20 protein-coding genes are annotated in these 17,188 nt (G+C 71.9%); 9 read left to right on the top strand and 11 right to left on the bottom strand.

The window, feature by feature from the left end; genetic code table 11:
* The first annotated feature begins 108 nt into the window (after positions 1 to 108).
* From HQ603_RS18335 to HQ603_RS18325, 3 genes are read left to right on the top strand one after another with little or no spacing between them, the layout of a single operon-like run.
* Positions 109 to 861 carry a LamB/YcsF family protein gene (locus tag HQ603_RS18335; protein WP_222686183.1) on the top strand — a complete coding sequence of 251 codons (753 nt, stop codon included), beginning with the start codon at positions 109 to 111 and terminating at the stop codon, positions 859 to 861.
* Entirely contained in the window at positions 858 to 1,451 is a 594-nt protein-coding gene (locus tag HQ603_RS18330) for a 5-oxoprolinase subunit B family protein (protein ID WP_222686182.1), read from the top strand. The genes HQ603_RS18335 and HQ603_RS18330 overlap by 4 nt, the downstream gene beginning before the upstream one ends.
* A 1-nt stretch (position 1,452) precedes the next feature.
* Complete coding sequence (locus tag HQ603_RS18325) at positions 1,453 to 2,301, top strand: biotin-dependent carboxyltransferase family protein (protein ID WP_222686181.1); 849 nt, start codon at positions 1,453 to 1,455, stop codon at positions 2,299 to 2,301.
* 70 nt (positions 2,302 to 2,371) lie between these two features.
* Here the strand turns inward: HQ603_RS18325 and HQ603_RS18320 are convergent, their stop codons facing one another.
* Genes HQ603_RS18320 through carD form a run of 6 tightly spaced genes read right to left on the bottom strand, consistent with a single transcriptional unit; the run spans position 2,372 to position 7,017 of the window.
* Complete coding sequence (locus HQ603_RS18320; RefSeq protein WP_222686180.1) at positions 2,372 to 2,905, bottom strand: dihydrofolate reductase family protein; 534 nt, start codon at positions 2,903 to 2,905, stop codon at positions 2,372 to 2,374.
* Between the two features lie 32 nt (positions 2,906 to 2,937).
* On the bottom strand, positions 2,938 to 3,912 hold the full coding sequence (rlmB, locus tag HQ603_RS18315; protein ID WP_222686179.1) for a 23S rRNA (guanosine(2251)-2'-O)-methyltransferase RlmB: 975 nt from the start codon (positions 3,910 to 3,912) through the stop codon (positions 2,938 to 2,940).
* On the bottom strand, positions 3,912 to 5,315 hold the full coding sequence (gene cysS / locus HQ603_RS18310) for a cysteine--tRNA ligase (RefSeq protein ID WP_222686178.1): 1,404 nt from the start codon (positions 5,313 to 5,315) through the stop codon (positions 3,912 to 3,914). The genes rlmB and cysS overlap by 1 nt, the downstream gene beginning before the upstream one ends.
* An 11-nt stretch (positions 5,316 to 5,326) precedes the next feature.
* Complete coding sequence (gene ispF, locus HQ603_RS18305) at positions 5,327 to 5,803, bottom strand: 2-C-methyl-D-erythritol 2,4-cyclodiphosphate synthase (RefSeq protein ID WP_222686177.1); 477 nt, start codon at positions 5,801 to 5,803, stop codon at positions 5,327 to 5,329.
* Position 5,804: 1 nt separating this feature from the next.
* Complete coding sequence (gene ispD, locus HQ603_RS18300; protein ID WP_222686176.1) at positions 5,805 to 6,503, bottom strand: 2-C-methyl-D-erythritol 4-phosphate cytidylyltransferase; 699 nt, start codon at positions 6,501 to 6,503, stop codon at positions 5,805 to 5,807.
* Between the two features lie 25 nt (positions 6,504 to 6,528).
* The gene (gene carD, locus HQ603_RS18295; protein WP_068103613.1) at positions 6,529 to 7,017 is read right to left on the bottom strand and encodes an RNA polymerase-binding transcription factor CarD; all 489 of its coding nucleotides are present in this window, start codon (positions 7,015 to 7,017) and stop codon (positions 6,529 to 6,531) included.
* Between the two features lie 271 nt (positions 7,018 to 7,288).
* Here carD and HQ603_RS18290 point away from each other — a divergent pair, with 271 nt between their 5' ends.
* Genes HQ603_RS18290 through disA form a run of 3 tightly spaced genes read left to right on the top strand, consistent with a single transcriptional unit; the run spans position 7,289 to position 10,540 of the window.
* Positions 7,289 to 7,846: a copper chaperone PCu(A)C gene (locus HQ603_RS18290; protein ID WP_308126613.1), complete on the top strand. Its 558-nt coding sequence runs from the start codon at positions 7,289 to 7,291 to the stop codon at positions 7,844 to 7,846.
* 43 nt (positions 7,847 to 7,889) lie between these two features.
* On the top strand, positions 7,890 to 9,380 hold the full coding sequence (gene radA, locus HQ603_RS18285) for a DNA repair protein RadA (protein WP_222686174.1): 1,491 nt from the start codon (positions 7,890 to 7,892) through the stop codon (positions 9,378 to 9,380).
* A gap of 41 nt (positions 9,381 to 9,421) precedes the next feature.
* On the top strand, positions 9,422 to 10,540 hold the full coding sequence (disA, locus tag HQ603_RS18280) for a DNA integrity scanning diadenylate cyclase DisA (protein WP_222686185.1): 1,119 nt from the start codon (positions 9,422 to 9,424) through the stop codon (positions 10,538 to 10,540).
* A gap of 24 nt (positions 10,541 to 10,564) precedes the next feature.
* Here disA and HQ603_RS18275 read toward each other — a convergent pair whose 3' ends face one another.
* Together HQ603_RS18275 and HQ603_RS18270 are read right to left on the bottom strand one after the other, a co-directional pair.
* A complete protein-coding gene (locus HQ603_RS18275) occupies positions 10,565 to 11,284 on the bottom strand; it encodes a hypothetical protein (RefSeq protein ID WP_222686173.1) in 720 nt (239 codons plus the stop codon).
* 139 nt (positions 11,285 to 11,423) lie between these two features.
* Complete coding sequence (locus HQ603_RS18270; protein ID WP_222686172.1) at positions 11,424 to 12,083, bottom strand: carbonic anhydrase; 660 nt, start codon at positions 12,081 to 12,083, stop codon at positions 11,424 to 11,426.
* A gap of 84 nt (positions 12,084 to 12,167) precedes the next feature.
* On the opposite strand from HQ603_RS18270, the gene HQ603_RS18265 reads away from it, so the two are divergent.
* Entirely contained in the window at positions 12,168 to 13,067 is a 900-nt protein-coding gene (locus HQ603_RS18265; RefSeq protein WP_371831073.1) for an A/G-specific adenine glycosylase, read from the top strand.
* A gap of 13 nt (positions 13,068 to 13,080) precedes the next feature.
* Here the strand turns inward: HQ603_RS18265 and HQ603_RS18260 are convergent, their stop codons facing one another.
* The gene (locus HQ603_RS18260) at positions 13,081 to 13,821 is read right to left on the bottom strand and encodes an alpha/beta fold hydrolase (protein WP_308126614.1); all 741 of its coding nucleotides are present in this window, start codon (positions 13,819 to 13,821) and stop codon (positions 13,081 to 13,083) included.
* 61 nt (positions 13,822 to 13,882) lie between these two features.
* Here HQ603_RS18260 and mhuD point away from each other — a divergent pair, with 61 nt between their 5' ends.
* Together mhuD and HQ603_RS18250 are read left to right on the top strand one after the other, a co-directional pair.
* Positions 13,883 to 14,209, top strand: coding sequence for an antibiotic biosynthesis monooxygenase family protein (mhuD, locus tag HQ603_RS18255; RefSeq protein ID WP_222686170.1), 327 nt, complete (start codon positions 13,883 to 13,885; stop codon positions 14,207 to 14,209).
* 112 nt (positions 14,210 to 14,321) lie between these two features.
* Positions 14,322 to 15,743 (top strand): serine hydrolase, encoded by a 1,422-nt coding sequence (locus tag HQ603_RS18250; RefSeq protein WP_222686169.1) that lies wholly within the window; start codon positions 14,322 to 14,324, stop codon positions 15,741 to 15,743.
* A 60-nt stretch (positions 15,744 to 15,803) separates the two neighbouring features.
* On the opposite strand, the gene HQ603_RS18245 is transcribed toward HQ603_RS18250, so the two are convergent.
* On the bottom strand, positions 15,804 to 16,238 hold the full coding sequence (locus HQ603_RS18245; RefSeq protein ID WP_068106420.1) for an OsmC family peroxiredoxin: 435 nt from the start codon (positions 16,236 to 16,238) through the stop codon (positions 15,804 to 15,806).
* A gap of 93 nt (positions 16,239 to 16,331) precedes the next feature.
* Complete coding sequence (locus HQ603_RS18240; protein WP_222686168.1) at positions 16,332 to 17,090, bottom strand: VOC family protein; 759 nt, start codon at positions 17,088 to 17,090, stop codon at positions 16,332 to 16,334.
* Between the last annotated feature and the right edge of the window lie 98 nt (positions 17,091 to 17,188).

Genomic DNA, 17,188 nt, shown 5'->3' with positions numbered 1-17,188 from the left:
CCCCTCCCCCCACTCCCTTCCCCCTTCCCGCGCTGCGAGCATGGTCCCGCGCTGACTGCAGGCAGCGCGCGAGCACATCGGCAGCGCGGGAACCTCTAGGCTCAAATCATGGTGGACCTCAATGCGGATCTCGGTGAGGGCTACGGCACCTGGACCCTCGGTGACGACGCCGCCATGCTCGCCGTCGTCACCAGCGCCAACATCGCGTGCGGCTTCCACGCCGGGGACCCGACGACGCTGCTGCGGACCTGTCGCGAGGCCGTGACCGCCGGGGTGCGGATCGGCGCCCAAGTGGGCTATCACGATCTGGTGGGGTTCGGGCGGCGCTTCGTCGACGTCACCGCCGAGGACCTCACCGCCGACGTGATCTACCAGCTCGGCGCGCTGGACGGGCTCGCACGAGTGGCGGGCGGACGGGTGTCCTACGTCAAACCCCATGGGGCGCTGTACAACACGATCGTCCACCACGAGGCGCAGGCGCAGGCCGTGGTCGACGCCGTCACGGCCTACGACGCGTCCCTCCCGGTCCTGGGCCTGCCCGGCTCGGAATTCCTGCGCCGGGCCGAGGCCGCCGGACTGCGCGCGATCCCCGAAGCCTTCGCCGACCGCGCCTACACCCCGGAGGGAACGCTGGTGTCCCGGCGCGAACCGGGCGCCGTGCTGCACGACGTCGACGACGTCGCCCGCCGCGTGCTGCGACTGGTCACCGAGGGCACGGTCACCGCGATCGACGGATCCGACGTCTCCGTCCGCGCCGACTCGGTCTGCCTGCACGGGGACACGCCCGCCGCCGTGGACATGGCTCATGCCGTTCGAGACCTGCTGCAGCACAACGGCATCGACACGAGTCCGTTCGCATGAGGATCTACCGCGCCGGCGACCGCGCACTGCTGGTGGACTTCGACAACACTAAGGACGTCGCCCGCCATCACGCCGGGTGGGCCACCGGTCACGCGGGCATCGCCGAGCTCGTGCCCGCCGCCACCACGGTGCTCGCCATGCTGACCGACGACGCCGACCCCGAAGCCGTCGCACGGTGGCTGCGCTCGACCCCACCCGCGGACCCGTCCGACACGAGCGGCGACCTGGTGACCCTCGACGTGGTGTACGACGGACCCGACCTCGAGGCCGTCCGCGACGCCACCGGACGGGACGTCGTCGCCGACCACACCGGCAGCGTCTGGACAGCGGCCTTCTGCGGCTTCTCCCCCGGATTCGCGTACCTGGTCAGCGATCTCGCACTCGACGTTCCCCGACGACGCGACCCCCGCACCTCCGTCCCGGCCGGCTCCGTCGCCCTCGCCGGGAACTATTCGGCCGTCTACCCGTCGTCGTCACCCGGCGGGTGGCAACTCATCGGACGCACCGACGCCGCGCTGTGGTCCGTCGACCGGGACCCGCCCGCGCTGATCGTCCCCGGTACGCGCGTGCAGTTTCGGCAGGTGGGCTGACATGGGGACGCTGACCGTGGTCGCCGCCGGCCCGTCCACGACGGTGCAGGACCGCGGGCGCCCCGGGTGGGCGTCGCTCGGGGTCGGCCGGTCCGGTGCCGCCGACCGCTGGTCGCACGACGCCGCGAACCGGCTGGTGGGCAACGACATCAACGCCGCCACCCTGGAGGTCACCCTCGGCGGGCTCGTCGTCCGCACCGACAGCGCCCTCCTCGTCGCGCTCACCGGCGCACCCGCCCCGTGGTTCGTCGACGGCGTCCGCCAGGGGCCGGGCACGGCGGTCGCCGTCGCGGCCGGTGCCGAGATCCGACTCGACGTCGCCCCGACCGGTCTGCGCGCCTACCTCGCCGTGCGCGGCGGCATCGACGTGCCACGCGTGCTGGGCAGCCGCGCCACCGACGCGCTGTCGGGCATCGGTCCGACCCCGCTCGCCGACGGCGACGTCCACGCCGTCGGGTCAGAGTACGGCGACGAGCCCGCCACCGACCTGAACCCGTACGGGCTGCCCGACCGGGCGCTCCGCGTCGTCCCCGGTCCGCGCGCCGACTGGTTCGCACCCGACGCCCTCGACCACCTGCTCGGCACGGCCTGGACGGTCACGCCCGACAGCAACCGCGTCGGCGTCCGACTGACCGCCGACGAGCCCCTCCGCCGCAGCCGCGACGACGAACTCCCCAGCGAAGGCATGGTGCCGGGCGCACTGCAGGTCCCGCCGTCGGGCATGCCCGTGCTGTTCCTCGCCGATCACCCCGTGACCGGCGGCTACCCCGTGATCGCGGTGGTCGCGGCCGCGGACGTGGACCTCGCCGCACAGGCCCGGCCCGGCAGCACCCTGCGCTTCACCCACTGAACGGCGCCCCGGTTGCGCAGCGGCTCCCCCGATCGGAGGTGCCCGATCGGAACCGGGGAGCCGCTCGCCTCTACCGCACCACCGCGAACTCCGCGCACACGAAGTCCTGGTTCCGCACCACGTCGACCAGCGCGAAGTCCCGCACCCGCGGCAGGAGTGGACGGCCGGAGCCCAGCGTCACCGGCGCGTACTGGACCAGCATCCGGTCGAGGTGACCGGCGTCGGCGATCTGTCCGGCCAGGTCACCGCCCCCGACCACCCAGATCTCCCGATCACCGGCCGAGTCGACGACGCCGGGCCACCAGGACTCGACGTCCCCGAACACGAACCGGACGTCGTTCTCGGTCGGCGGGAACTGCCGGTGGGTGACCACCCACGTCGGCACGGTGTACGCCCAGGGCTCCCCGGTGCGCTCACCGTGATCGACCACCCAGCCGTAGGTGGTCGCGCCCATGACCAGGGCGCCGACGCCCGCCATGAAGGCGCCGTGGTTCATGGGGCCGTCCTCGTCGATGCGCTGGCGGAACAGCCAGTCGAGCGAGTCGTCCTCCGTCGCGAGGAATCCGTCCAGGGAACAGGCGGTGTAGTACGTGGTGCGGCTCATCCCGTCAGTGTGCGACGGGGATCGACCAGGCGCTAGCGTCCCCGACGCTGTCGCGCGATGTCCGCGAGGACCACACCCGCCGCGACGGACGCGTTCAGCGATTCCACCTCGCCGGCCATCGGGATGGACAGCACGTGATCGCAGGTCTCGCGGACCAGGCGCGAGAGACCCTTGCCCTCGGACCCGACCACGACGACCACCGGGCCCGAGCCGTCGTACGCGTCCAGCGTGGTGTCGCCGCCCGCGTCGAGTCCCACCACCTGCACGCCCTGGTCGGCCCAACTCTTCAGGGTGCGGGTGAGGTTGGTCGCGCGGGCGATCGGCAGACGCGCGGCCGCACCGGCACTGGTGCGCCACGCAACGGCGGTGACGCTGGCGCTGCGTCGCTGCGGGATCACCACACCGTGCCCACCGAACGCGGCGACGGACCGCACGACGGCGCCGAGGTTGCGCGGGTCGGAGATGTTGTCCAGCGCGACCAGCAGCGCGGGCTCCTGACGAGTCCGGGCCTGCGCCAGCAGGTCGTCCGGATGCGCGTACCGGTACGGCGGCACCTGCAGCGCGATGCCCTGGTGCATGCCGTTGCTGCTCATGCGATCCAGATCGGTGCGCGACACCTCGAGGATCGAGATGCCGTTGTCCGCGGCGATCTGCACGCTTTCCTTGAGCCGATCGTCCGCCTCGGTGCCCGACGCCACGTACAGCGCGGTGGCGGGCACGCCGGCCCGCAGGCACTCGAGGACCGGGTTGCGGCCGAGCACGTTCTCGGGTCCGTCCTCGGTCTTGCGCACGGGCGGACGTCCCCGGCCGCCGGACGTCGTCGGCCCGGTCGTCTTGGCCGCGGCCCGCGCACGACGCGCGGCGGGATGCTTGGTGCGCTCCGACGCGGGCGGCGTCGCGCCGCGACCCTCGAGGCCCTTCCGACGCTTGCCGCCGGAGCCGACGACCTGGCCCTTCTTGGTTCCCGTCTTGCGGACGGCGCCGCGTCGAGCCGAATTGCCTGCCATTACTTCTCCACATCCTTCGCCACGATCGACCACTCGGGGCCGTCGGGGGTGTCGGTGATCTGCACGCCCGCGCCCGCCAGGCGGTCCCGGATGCGGTCCGCCGTGGGCCAGTCCTTGCCGGCCTTGGCGGCCGCGCGCAGATCGAGATCGTCGGCGACGAGCGCGCCCAGGGCGGCCCGCTCGGCCGAGGCGTCGGCGGTCCCGGCGCTCCAGTGCGGGTCCAGCGGGTCGACGCCGAGCACGGCGGTCATCGCGCGAACCGACGACGCCGCCGCGACCGCGCCGTCGAGGTCACCCGCGGCCAGGGCGGAGTTGCCCTCGCGGCGCAGTCGGTGCACCTCGGCCAGCGCGCGAGGCACGGCGAGATCGTCGTCGAGCGCCTCGGCGAACGCGTCGGTCCACGTGCCCACCGGGACGTCCCCGGCTCGCTCCGCGGTGCGGGTGACGAACGTTTCGACGCTCCGGTACGCCGACGCCGCTTCCTGCAGCGCCTCGAACGAGTACTCGAGCATCGACCGGTAGTGAGCGCTCCCGAGGTAGTACCGAAGTTCCTGCGCCCGAACCGATTCCAGCATGGTGGGGATGGAGACGACGTTGCCCAGCGACTTCGACATCTTCTCGCCGCTCATGGTGACCCAGCCGTTGTGCAGCCAGTACTGCGCGAAACCGTCGCCCGCCGCGCGGGACTGGGCCAACTCGTTCTCGTGATGCGGGAACACCAGATCCAGCCCGCCGCAATGGATGTCGAACTTCTCGCCCAGGTAGGCACCCGCCATGGCCGAGCACTCGAGATGCCACCCGGGACGTCCCCGCCCCCACGGCGTCGGCCAGGACGGCTCACCCGGCTTGGCGGCCTTCCACAGCGTGAAGTCCCGCGGATCGCGCTTGCCCTCGGCGACCGACTCGCCCTGATGGACGTCGTCGAGCTTGTGCCCGGACAACGCACCGTACTCGGGGTAGCTCAGGACGTCGAAGTAGACGTCACCCGCCGCCGCGTAGGCGTGACCGGCGTCGATGAGGCGCTGGATGAGCTCCACCATCTGCGTGACGTGCCCGGTGGCGCGCGGTTCGGCCGACGGGGGCAGGACGCCCAGCGCGTCGTACGCCGCGGTGAACGACCGCTCGAACGTCGCGGCCCACTCCCACCACGGACGTCCCGCAGCGGCGGCCTTGGTGAGGATCTTGTCGTCGATGTCGGTGACGTTGCGCACGAAGGCCACGTCGAAACCCGTTGCCGTCAGCCATCTCCGGAGAACGTCGAACGCGACACCGCTGCGGACGTGGCCGATGTGCGGATGGCCCTGCACCGTCGCGCCACACAGGTACACCGAGGCATGTCCGTCGGCCAGCGGAACGAAGTCCCGCACGGCCCTGGTCGCGGTGTCGTAGAGGCGCAGGGTCACGACGGCCGATTCTACCGGGAATCCGGTCCGTCCAGGACCAGGGCGGTCGCCATCGCCGCGATCCCCTCGCCGCGACCGGTGAGTCCGAGCCCGTCCGTCGTCGTGGCCGAGACGGACACCGGCGCACCCACCACCGCCGAGAGCACCTGCTGCGCCTCCGCTCGGCGCGGACCGATCTTGGGACGGTTACCGATGATCTGGACGGCGGCGTTGCCCACCCGGAACCCGTGCTCGAGCAGCAGTTCCTGCACGTGGGTCAGCATCGTCGCCCCGCTGACGCCGTCCCACTCCGGCCGGCCGGTGCCGAACACCGACCCCAGGTCGCCCAGCCCGGCGGCGGACAGCAGGGCGTCGCACAGCGCGTGCGCCGCGACGTCGCCGTCGGAGTGGCCCGAGCAGCCGTCGGCGTCGTCGAACAGCAGTCCGGCCAGCCAGCAGTCGCGGCCCACCTCGATCGGGTGGACGTCCGTGCCGATTCCCACGCGCATCTCAGCCGCTCTCGCTTCCGACCGGCTGCCGCGCCGCAAGCACCGCGCGCGCCAGCACCAGGTCCATCGGGGTGGTGATCTTGAAGGCCTCGGGGTGGCCGGGGACGGTGGTGACCGGCACGCCCAGGCGTTCGACCAGGCCGGCGTCGTCCGTGGCGTGGTCGGCGGCGGCGTGGGCGCGCCTGAGCACGTCGGCGTCGAACCCCTGGGGCGTCTGCACCGAGCGCAACGACGCCCGGTCGACGGTGCCGGTGACGACGCCGTCCGCGTCGACCGACTTCATCGTGTCGACCACGGGGAGGACGGGCACCACGGCCGGAGACCCGGCCAGCACGGCGTCGACCACGCGGGCGACGGTCTCGGGCGGGGTGAGGCAGCGGGCGGCGTCGTGCACCAGGACCACGTCGGCCCGGTCGACGGCGCGCAGACCCGCGCGCACCGAATCGGCCCGCTCGGCCCCGCCGACGACGACGTCGATCGGCACGTCACCGGCGACGCGCGCGCAGATCTCCCGCGTGCGATCCACCAGCGGACCGGGGACGACGACCACCACTTGCGACAGGGCGCCGGAGGCCAGAAGGCCGTCCAGCGCCCGGTCGAGAAGAGTGCGTCCGCTCAAGTCCACGAATGCCTTGGGCAGATTCTCGCCGAGGCGAAGTCCCATTCCGGCAGCCGGAACCAGCGCGGCCACGTACGCCATCGGCGTTACTCGGTGCTGCTCGCGATCAGGACGCCGCGGCCAGGACCTCGTCGAGGATGGTGTCGGCCTTCACCTGATCGGTGCCCTCGGCCAGCGCCAGTTCGCCGACCAGGATCTGACGAGCCTTGGCCAGCATGCGCTTCTCGCCCGCGGACAGGCCGCGATCCTGCTCGCGACGCCACAGGTCACGCACGACCTCGGCGACCTTGTTGACATCGCCCGACGCCAACTTCTCGAGGTTCGCCTTGTACCGGCGGGACCAGTTGGTGGGCTCCTCGGTGTGCGGTGCACGCAGCACCTGGAAGACCTTGTCCAGACCCTCCTGGCCCACCACGTCCCGCACGCCGACGTACTCGGCGTTGTCGGCCGGGACTCGAACGGTCAGATCACCCTGTGCAACCTTGAGAACGAGGTATTCCTTCTGCTCGCCCTTGATGGTTCGTGTTTCGATAGCTTCGATCAGCGCCGCTCCGTGGTGCGGGTAGACGACGGTGTCTCCGACCTTGAAAATCATGTGTTCGTAGCCCCTTTCGATATGGCCAGTTTAACACGCCCGCCGACAGCCCTCCGGCCAACGGTGCAGGTCAGAGCGTGCAGGGGGTTGACCGGCGGGGTTGACAGCAGTACCGATCCATGTATCGAGCGGCCCCGGGTGTGCCCCAGCGGGAGACCCGGGGCGGTCGGCTACTACGCTCTCCCGTAGTGGACGCGCAGCGCCGCGTCGGCGATCATCGGCCGACGGCCGCTCGCACATGCCGGTGCTCATACATGGAGGACGAACCCCAGTGACCGCAACGCTTCGCCCCTTCCGCCCGGCTCGCGTCGCGGCCGCCGCCGTGGCCGTCGGTGCCGCCCTGGCACTGTCCGCGTGCGGCTCCGGCCAGATCGCCCAGACCGCCACGCAGGTCGCCGCCATCAACGGCAACGGCGCGGACCAGGCGAACATCCAGCTGCGCAACGTCCACGTGCTCTTCCCCACCGGTCCCGAATTCCGCCTCGAGGAGGGTGGCCGCGCCGAGCTCGTCTTCACGGCCATCAACACCAGCGCCACCGAGGCCGACCGACTCGTGTCCATCGAGACCGAGGACGCGGCCGAGGTCGTCGTCGAGGGCGCGCCCGCCTCCGGTGTCGAGATCGCCCCGCAGGCCTCCGTCACCGGCGGCGTCCCGGCGGGCCAGCTGACCGACCCGGAGAGCGAGGAGCTCTCCGTCACCCTCGAGGACCTCAGCGACCAGGTTCGCCCCGGCCTCACCGTCCCCGCCACGTTCGTGTTCGAGAACGCCGGCGAGGTGCGCGTCGACGTGCCGGTCGACGCGGGCCCGGTCACGCCGCGCGCGGAGTAGTTTCCCCCGGGTCCTGTCGGACCGGCGCTCTACGCTGCGTCCCGTGGCCAAGACTCGCACCAGCTATCGCTGTTCCCACTGCTCGCACGTCGTCGCGAAGTGGGTGGGCCGCTGCCCCGAGTGCGAGACCTGGGGCTCGATGGACGAGGTCACGCTCGCCGTCCCGGTGACCGGTCGCGCCGGCTCCAGTGGCGCGAAGGCCGGTGCGGGATCGATGATCCCGACGTCCCCCGCCCGTCGGATGACGGAGATCTCCGGAACGGCGTCGGTCGCGCGCCCCACCGGGGTCGCGGAGCTCGACCGCGTGCTCGGCGGCGGCATCGTGCCCGGCTCGGTGGTCCTCCTCGCCGGTGAGCCCGGAGTCGGCAAGTCGACCCTGCTGCTCGAGGTGGTCCGGCGATGGGCCGAGCGTGGTCCCGACGACGTCGCCCTCTACGTCACCGGCGAGGAGTCGGCGGGGCAGGTGCGCCTGCGCGCCGACCGCACCGGCGCCGTGCACGAGCGGGTGTTCCTCGCCGCGGAGAACGATCTGGCCACCGTCTTCGGTCACGTCGAGCAGGTGTCCCCCACCCTGGTGATCGTCGACTCGGTGCAGACCATGCAGGCGGCCGACGTCGAGGGGGTCATCGGCGGCGTCACGCAGGTGCGGGCCATCACGTCGGCGCTCACGTCGCTGGCCAAGGGGCACGGGGTGGCGGTGATCCTGGTCGGCCACGTCACCAAGGACGGCGCCGTCGCGGGTCCGCGGTCGCTCGAGCACCTCGTCGACGTGGTGCTGCACTTCGAGGGGGACGAGCACTCGTCCCTGCGCATGGTCCGCGGCGTGAAGAACCGCTTCGGCGCCGCGGACGAGGTGGGGTGCTTCGAGCTGTGCGAGGGCGGCATCGTCGGGATCGCGGACCCGTCCGGCCTGTTCCTCCACCATCGATCGGACTCGGTTCCGGGGACGGCGGTGACGGTCACCATGGACGGCAAGCGCGCCCTGCTCGCCGAGGTCCAGGCCCTGGTCGCCCCCACCCAGATGCCGACCCCGCGCCGCGCCGTCAGCGGCCTCGACTCCGCGCGGGTGGCCATGATCCTCGCGGTGCTCGAGCGGCGGTGCGGCATCAAGGTCGGCACCCACGAGGTCTACGCGGCGACGGTCGGCGGGATGCGGACGACGGAACCGGTGGTCGATCTCGCGGTGACGCTTGCCGTGGCGTCGGCGACGCTCGACGTCGCCCTCCCGCCCGACACGGTGGTGCTGGGCGAGGTCGGTCTGGCCGGTGAGGTCCGCCGCGTGGCGGGTGTCGACCGGCGGCTCGCCGAGGCGGCGCGGCTGGGGTTCACCCGCGCCGTGGTGCCGCGGGACACCGCCGGCGGCGAGAAGCCCACCGCCGCTCCGCGCGGGATGCGGCTGCTGCCGGTGAGCACCGTCGGCGAGGCCCTCGCGGCCACGGTTCGGTCCCGCGGCCGCTCCGGTGCGTCGTCGTCGCGGGCGACCGAATCCGCGGCACTCCGCGCAGAGGACGAGCGGACGGTGGCGGTACCCTGATCGCATCAGGCGAGGCAGGAGGGAGTGCGGTGACCGAGACCGTGTTCACACCGCCGTCGACCCCGTCGACTCTCGGCGACCGGCCGCGCCCCTCCTCGACGCTGCGTGATGCGATCGCCGATCTGGCGCCGGGCACCGCGCTCCGCGACGGACTCGAACGGATCCTGCGCGGCCGCACGGGCGGGTTGATCGTGCTGGGATACGACGCCGAGGTCGAGGCCATCTGCGACGGCGGCTTCGTGCTCGACGTCGAGTTCGCCCCCACCCGTCTGCGTGAGCTGTCCAAGATGGACGGCGCCGTGGTCCTGTCCACCGACGGCACGCGGATCGTGCGCGCCAACGTGCAGCTGGTGCCGGACCACACCATTCCCACGGTCGAGTCGGGCACCCGGCACCGGGCGGCCGAGCGCACGGCCATCCACACCGGCTATCCCGTGGTGTCGGTGAGTCAGTCGATGAGCATCCTCAGCGTGTACGTCGGCGGGACCCGGCACGTCATCGAGGGCTCCGCCACCATTCTCTCGCGCGCCAACCAGGCCGTCGCCACGCTCGAGCGCTACAAGGCCCGGCTGGACGAGGTGAGCCGTCAGCTCTCCGTCGTCGAGATCGAGGACTCGGTCACGCTCCGCGACGCGCTCACCGTGGCGCAACGCCTCGAGATGGTGCGACGGGTGTCGGTGGAGATCGAGCAGAACGTCCTCGAACTCGGGACGGACGGACGGCAGTTGGCGCTCCAGCTCGAAGAGTTGGTGGGCGACAACGACATCGCTCGCCAACTGGTGGTGCGGGACTATCTCGCCGGGACGGAACCGCCCTCCACGGCCGGGGTGGAACGCGCCCTCGCGGCACTCGACCGCCTCACCGACGTCGACCTGCTCGACCTCACCGTCCTGGCCCGCGCCCTCGGCTACCCCGGCACCATCGAGGCCCTCGACGCGCCGATGAGCCCCCGCGGATACCGCCTACTCACCCGCGTTCCCCGGCTGCAGTTCACGCAGATCCAGCGGCTGGTGGCGTCGTTCGGCACGCTGCAGACGCTCCTCGCGGCCACGGCGGCCGACCTGCAGTCGGTGGAGGGCATCGGCGGTCTGTGGGCCCGACACATCCGAGAAGGACTGTCGCGCATGGCCGAAGCCAGTATCTCCGGACCCTTCGACTGACCGGTCCGGCCCCGCTGCGTGGACTCAGGTGAGGTTGAACGGCTCCGGCGCGCTGCGCAGCTGACCCAGCTGGCCGACCACCGAGTAGGACCCCGCGCCGACGGGCTCACGCGGCGCCGCGCATCCGGGTTCGGAGGTGGTGCCGGACCACTTCACCGTGAACGGCGCCTGCTCACCCGGCCGCAGCGTCCGCAGATCGGCGGAGCCGGCGGGGAAGCAGTCGGTGTTGGACCAGAGACGGCGCCCGTCGAGGGTGTAGACCAGCACCTGCTGCAGCCCGGAACCCAGGTCGCGCTCGCATGCCGTGGTGCCGATGTTGGTGACCACCACCGTGAACCCCGGCTCCTGGCCCGCCGGGTAGGACGGCTGATCCGGCGTCGCGCGCACCGCGAGCGAGGAGTCGGGGCACTGGCCGGGCGGAACGGGAGTGGAGGACGTCGTCGTCGTGGCGGACGCACCGCTGGACGAGGTGTCGCCGCTCGCGGCCGCGCCTCCACCACCACCGCCGCCGGAACCACCGGACGACTGCGATCCCGTCGCCGACGCGTCGGGCCGATAGGTGGTGGCCGCGGAGGGGGCGAGCGAGGCGGACGCGGCGGCGGACTGGGTGTCCGAGGAGCCGCCGCCGGTCAACGACACGACGAGCCACACGACGAGCCCGATGACCACCACCGCGCCGCCGATCGCCAGCGCACGACGGCGCCAGTAGATCTCGGGGGGCAGAGGTCCGTTGGGCTCGAGCACACTACAACCGTAGGTGCACCGTCGCGGCGAACCGCGAAACCGGCGCGGCGTGTCGGGGTCCGCCCTTCCCGCGGACGTCCTGCCGTGTGCGGGCGATGCACCGTCCACGCACGCGGGAACGATCCGCGGGAACGCCGCGTCAGGCGGAGGCGGTGGCCCGTCGCTCGAATCCGCCGACACCGGTCTCGCCGATGTCGCCGATCGCGCCCTGCAGCTCGATGCGGCCGTCGGACAACTTGTACGTGGCGCCCACGATCGCGAGCTGCCCGGATGCGATGCGGCGCTCGATGATCGGGGACCGCTGCGTGAGCAAATTGCCGGTCTCGAGCACGTGGCGCGCGACCACCTCGTCGACCCCGTCGATCCCTTCGCGCCGGGCCTCGAGCACCGACGGCGTGACCCGCTCGACGATGTCGCGGATGAAGCCGCCGGGCACGGTGCCGGCCTCGAGCGCGTCGATGGTGGCCTTGACGGCGCCGCAGCTGTCGTGTCCGAGGACCACGATGAGCGGGGTGTTCAGCACCTCGACACCGAACTCGATGGAGCCGAGCACCGCGGAGTCGACGACGTGGCCGGCGGTGCGCACGACGAACATGTCGCCGAGGCCCTGGTCGAAGATGATCTCGGCGGCCACGCGGGAGTCGGCGCACCCGAAGACGATGGCGGAGGGGTGCTGGCCGCCGACCAACGATGCGCGATGGTCGATTCCCTGACTGGGATGCTCGGGAGTGTCGGCGACGAAGCGCCGGTTCCCTTCGACGAGTGCGGTCCAGGCTTCGCGGGGACTCGTGTTCGACATGCATACAGTGTGACCGACGCATGAGTTACTCGCACGTAGCCATCGGCGCATTCGACACCGTCACTGCTCAGGGGAGGTCTTCCGGTGACCGATTCCGGTTTGTCCGGTGTGCTCACGGAGACACTCGTCGACTGGTTCCGCACCGACGCCCGCGACCTGCCGTGGCGTCGTCCCGGAGTCACGGGCTGGCAGATCCTCGTCAGCGAGGTGATGTTGCAGCAGACCCCCGTCGTGCGGGTGGCCCCTATCTGGCTCGACTGGATCGAGCGGTGGCCCGTGCCGTCGGCGATGGCGGCGGCCGGACGCGGTGAGGTGTTGCGCGCCTGGGGAAAACTCGGCTACCCGCGGCGGGCGATGCGCCTGCACGAGTGCGCGGCGGTGGTCGCTGAGCAGCACGACGACCGCGTGCCCGAGGACGTCGAGACCCTGCTGACCCTGCCGGGAGTCGGCGCCTACACCGCGCGCGCCGTCGCCTGTTTCGCGTACGGACAGCGAGTGCCCGTGGTGGACACCAACGTCCGTCGGGTGATTGCCCGCGCCGTCCACGGCCGCGCGGACGCCGGGAACCCCAGCACGACACGGGATCTGGCCGACGCGGAGGGCCTGCTGCCGCACGACGTGCCCACCGCCGTCACGTTTTCCGCGGCCCTGATGGAACTCGGCGCGGTGATCTGCAAGGCCCGCACCCCGGAGTGCGATCGCTGTCCGCTGCCCGAGTGCGCGTGGGTGTCGGCGGGCCGACCGCCCCTCGAGGGCCCGGCTCGCACCGTGCAGAAGTTCGCCGGCACCGACCGTCAGGTGCGGGGACTGCTCATGGACGTGTTGCGCGGCAGCGACTCTCCGGTCCCCAAGCCGCGTCTCGACCAGGTGTGGACCACCGACCCCGGCCAGCGCGAGCGGGCCCTCGCGTCCCTGCTCGACGACGGGTTGATCGAGCAGACCGCGCACGGCGACTTCGCGCTCGCCGGAGAAGCCGGCCCCTGACCCCCGGTGACGGTCAGCGTGCCCGCAGGAACTCGGTGACGACGCGGCGGTAGTCCTCGGGCCTGTCGTCGTGCACCAGATGCCCGGCTCCGGCGATGCGTACGTGCGTCGACTCGGGGTGCAGCGCATGCATTCTCGCCATCTGGCCCGACGGGGTGACGGAATGCTCGGCCTCGATCAACAACACCGGAGCGCGGACGGCGGACCACTCGGACCAGAAGTCGCGGCGACCCCACTCGTCCGCGATCGCCCGGAAGGTCGCGACGTCCCCGTGCAGCCACCAGCCGTCGTCACGACGCTCGAAGGAGTCGAGGAAGTACTGCCCGGCCACGTCGCCGAAGTACGCCCGGACCGCGTCGTCGTCGGGGAACGGCTGCGGCCACGCCTCGATCGTCGCCGCCCACGGCGCCGAGGTGAGCCCGCGGAAGTCGGGCGCCATGTCCTCGATCACCAACGCACGCACCAGGTCCGGGCGTCGTGCCGCCAGGCACCACGCGTGCAGTCCGCCCATCGAGTGACCGATCACCGTCGCGGGACCGCCCTCGCCCAGCACCTCGACGAGGTCGTCGACGAAGTCGTCGGTGGTCGGCACCGCACGAGAGTCCCGCGCCCCCCGATGCCCCTCGGCGTCCACGACGGACACCTGCCCGAACTCGCGCAACCACGGCACCTGACGACGCCAGGTCCGTCCACTGCCCATCAACCCGTGCAGCAGCACGATCGGCTCGCCCGTTCCCCCGGCATCGGTCAGCACAGCCACCACGACGCCCACCGTAGCGCCGACTGCGCCGGTCGCAGCCCGGTAACCTCGCGGTATGCCAGTGGTGAAGATCAATGCCATCGAGGTTCCCGACGGCGCCGGCCCCGAACTCGAGAAGCGCTTCGCGGCGCGCGCGGGCGCGGTGGAGGGCTCGCCGGGATTTCTCGGATTCCAGTTGCTGCGCCCGGTCCAGGGCGACGACCGCTACTTCGTGGTCACCCAGTGGGAGGACGAGGAATCCTTCCAGGCGTGGTCGGGCGGACCCGCCCGTGCCGCACACTCCGGGGAGCGCGCCAAGCCCGTCGCATCGGGAGCGTCGTTGCTCGAGTTCGAGGTGGTGCTCGACGTACCGGCGACCCGAACCGGCGACACGCCCGGATAACACCGCGATACCGGACCTCGGGACTGCCCGGGGACGGGGATCGCTAGGGTCGGAGGACGACACCCGATCGCGGCACTCGCCTCGATCACCCCCGACGGACGAGGCGGCGCGCATGCGGCTGGCACCAACCCGGAGCGGCACCCGCCGCGCGATCGTCGCCGCGGCCGCCGTCGTCACCACGGTGGGGCTGACCGCCTGCGGCAGCGTCGATCCTCTGCTCGAGTCCGGGGCCGCCCGCGGCGGAGCCGACACCGCCGCCCCCACCGCGCCGTCTGCCGCCCCCGCCGCGGCGGTCACGCCCGTGGCCGACACCCTGCTCGGCTGGATCACCACCACCGATCCGCTGGCCATCGACCCCGCAGCCGTCGACGCGCTGGCCACCCCGGAGCTCACGGCCGACCTCGCGCCCATCGGCGGGTTGCTCGGCCCGATCGCACAGATCCAGCAGAGCGCGCCGATCACTGTGGACGCCCGTACCGACGACGGCGCCGAGTCCACCGTCTCGCTGCGGACCGGCCGCGGCACCCCGGTGACCTTGCGCCTCCGCGCCTCCGACGACGGGCGGCTCTCCGGGATCTCCGCACAACCCGACAGTCCCGACGTCGCGACGTTCGCCGACGTCGACGCGGCTCTGCTCGCAGTCGGCGCCCGCACGTCGTACACCGTCTCGCGGGTCGACGCCGGCCGGTGCGACACCGTCCATGATCTCAACTCCGGCGAGACGCTCCCCCTCGCCTCAGTCGCCAAGCTCTACGTCCTCGGCGCCGTCGCCCGCGCGGTCGACGCCGGAACGGTGACGTGGGACGAGCCGCTGACCGTCACCGACGCGCGGAAGTCGGCCCCGTCGGGGCAGTTGCAACTCGCACCCGAGGGCACCGTCGTCACCGTCCGCGAGGCGGCCGACGCCATGATCGCGGTCAGCGACAACACCGCCACCGACCTGCTGATCGACCGCGTCGGTCGCGCGGCGGTCGAGGCCGAGGTGGCCGCGACGGGAAGCTCCGACGCCGCGGCGCTGACACCGTTCCTCACCACCCGCGAGTTCTTCCTGCTCGGGTGGGGGCGACCCGACGGGCGCGCGCAGTGGCGTGACGCCGACACCACCGAGCGTCGGCAGATCCTCGCGGGCCTCGCCGACCGGACCATCGACAGCAACCCGGTCGATCCCGCCACAGCCGACCTGGACTACCTCGGCATCGCGACGCGACCGGCCACCGCCGACGACGTCGGCTGGTACGCCACCGGCAACGACGTGTGCGCCGCCCTCGCGTCGCTGGCCGTCGGACCGCAGAACGACGTCGTGCGGCAGATTCTCGCCCAGAACCCCGGCGGGGAGTTCGATCCGTCGCGCTGGGCGTACGTCGGCTACAAGAACGGCAACGCCCCCGGCGAGGTCGCGGGCGCCTGGTTGCTGACCGACACCGCCGGGCAGGACTGGGTGATCTCGACCCAGCTCGCGTCCGACACCCCGATCGGACCGTTGGACAACGCCCTCGCCTTCGAGGTGGTGACGCGCAGCAGCGCGTTCCTCTGACACACGAACGCCCCGCGCCGCATCGTCGCGATGCGGGCGGGCCGCCCGTGTCGGTGTGGGTCAGTCGAGCGAGGCGTCCAGCGTGATCTCGACGCCGGTGAGTGCCTTGCTGACCGGGCAGGTGTCCTTGGCGTCCTGCGCCGCCTTGGCGAACCCGTCGGCGTCCAGCCCTTCGACCTCACCGCGCACGGTGAGCGCGATGCCTGTCAGCTTGAAGCCCTGCGTGTCCGGGCCGAGGGAGACGTCCGCGCTGACCTCGAGGCTCTGCGGCGTGCCGCCGGCCTCGGCGATGAGGGCCGAGAGCTGCATCGCGTAGCACGACGTGTGGGCCGCGGCGATCAGCTCCTCCGGGCTGGTGGTGCCGCCCGCGTCCTCGGCGGCGCGCTTGGGGAACGAGACGTCGAACGTCCCGGCCTTCGAACTGGACAACTCGACCTGGCCGGAGCCCTGCTCCAGGGTGCCGTTCCAAGCGGTGCGTGCGGTACGAGTAGGCATCTGCGGGTGAACCTTCCGATCGAGTGACAAGCGGTGTCGATCACCGGATGCCCGAACGCGCCGATTTTCATTCCTGCCCGACGCCGCGGCCGGTCACTGCGGCGGCGGGCCCGCGGCCAGGACGGACACGACGTTCCCGGACGGGTCGGTGAACCACGCGATGTCGGGGCCGTGCCCGCGCATGATGCCGTGCTCGTCCTGCGGGAAGCCGTCGTACCGCAGGAAGTCGACGCCCTTCGCGGCGAGGTCCGCCACCGCACCCTCGACATCGGTGACGGGCAGATTGAGCACCGTGTGCGCCGCCGGCACGTGATCGGGCTTGGGGTAGAGCAGCACCGTCGTGCGGCGGTCGATCCGCAGCCAGGCCGTGCCCATCTCCGTCGGCAGGACGCGCATGCCGAGCACCTCGCGGTAGAACGAGGCGGCCTGCTCGATGTCCCGGACCGCGATCCCGCAGAACGGGGTGGTCGGCGCACCCATCTCCGCCTCTGCCTCGTCGCTCAGACGGATCAGCTGGATCCAGTTTCCGTCCGGGTCCTGCGCGGTGGCGAACAGATGCCCGTCACGGTTCTCGAGGGGACTCACCCAGGTGCCGCCCAGCTCGTCGATCCGCGCCGCCACGGCCGCCGGATCGTCGGGCTCGACGTTGAGGATGGCGCGGGCGCCGTCCCGGTTGGGCCCGGTGACGTCGTCACGCCGATCGAACATGACGAAGAAGCCGTCGAGGTCCACGACGGCGTACGGGCTCATCTCCCGGTACACGGGCGCGTTGAACACGGCGCCGTACCACTCGGCGAGCGCATCGGGGTTCTCGCTCGACAGAAGCATGCTGTTCACGGTTGCGGTAGCCATACCCGTACCGACTCGGGTGGTGCGGGGAACTCATCGCGCCCCGCCACTCTCCGCGCACCGCCCGAGTCGGTACGGGTATGGCTACCGCAACCGTGAAC

This window comes from Rhodococcoides corynebacterioides (genome assembly GCF_019834675.1).
GTDB lineage: Bacteria > Actinomycetota > Actinomycetes > Mycobacteriales > Mycobacteriaceae > Rhodococcoides > Rhodococcoides corynebacterioides_A.
Note: the sequence above shows the minus strand (reverse complement) of the source record. Positions and strands in the feature narration are given on the sequence as shown.

What these genes read in the sequence shown, in the direction of transcription:
- HQ603_RS18335 (WP_222686183.1), top strand. Translation starts at nt 109, where the DNA reads ATGGTGGACCTCAATGCGGATCTCGGTGAGGGCTACGGCACCTGGACC.
- HQ603_RS18330 (WP_222686182.1), top strand. Translation starts at nt 858, where the DNA reads ATGAGGATCTACCGCGCCGGCGACCGCGCACTGCTGGTGGACTTCGAC.
- HQ603_RS18325 (WP_222686181.1), top strand. Translation starts at nt 1,453, where the DNA reads ATGGGGACGCTGACCGTGGTCGCCGCCGGCCCGTCCACGACGGTGCAG.
- HQ603_RS18320 (WP_222686180.1), bottom strand. Translation starts at nt 2,905, where the DNA reads ATGAGCCGCACCACGTACTACACCGCCTGTTCCCTGGACGGATTCCTC.
- rlmB (WP_222686179.1), bottom strand. Translation starts at nt 3,912, where the DNA reads ATGGCAGGCAATTCGGCTCGACGCGGCGCCGTCCGCAAGACGGGAACC.
- ispF (WP_222686177.1), bottom strand. Translation starts at nt 5,803, where the DNA reads ATGCGCGTGGGAATCGGCACGGACGTCCACCCGATCGAGGTGGGCCGC.
- ispD (WP_222686176.1), bottom strand. Translation starts at nt 6,503, where the DNA reads ATGGCGTACGTGGCCGCGCTGGTTCCGGCTGCCGGAATGGGACTTCGC.
- carD (WP_068103613.1), bottom strand. Translation starts at nt 7,017, where the DNA reads ATGATTTTCAAGGTCGGAGACACCGTCGTCTACCCGCACCACGGAGCG.
- HQ603_RS18270 (WP_222686172.1), bottom strand. Translation starts at nt 12,083, where the DNA reads ATGTCGAACACGAGTCCCCGCGAAGCCTGGACCGCACTCGTCGAAGGG.
- mhuD (WP_222686170.1), top strand. Translation starts at nt 13,883, where the DNA reads ATGCCAGTGGTGAAGATCAATGCCATCGAGGTTCCCGACGGCGCCGGC.
- HQ603_RS18250 (WP_222686169.1), top strand. Translation starts at nt 14,322, where the DNA reads ATGCGGCTGGCACCAACCCGGAGCGGCACCCGCCGCGCGATCGTCGCC.
- HQ603_RS18245 (WP_068106420.1), bottom strand. Translation starts at nt 16,238, where the DNA reads ATGCCTACTCGTACCGCACGCACCGCTTGGAACGGCACCCTGGAGCAG.
- HQ603_RS18240 (WP_222686168.1), bottom strand. Translation starts at nt 17,090, where the DNA reads ATGGCTACCGCAACCGTGAACAGCATGCTTCTGTCGAGCGAGAACCCC.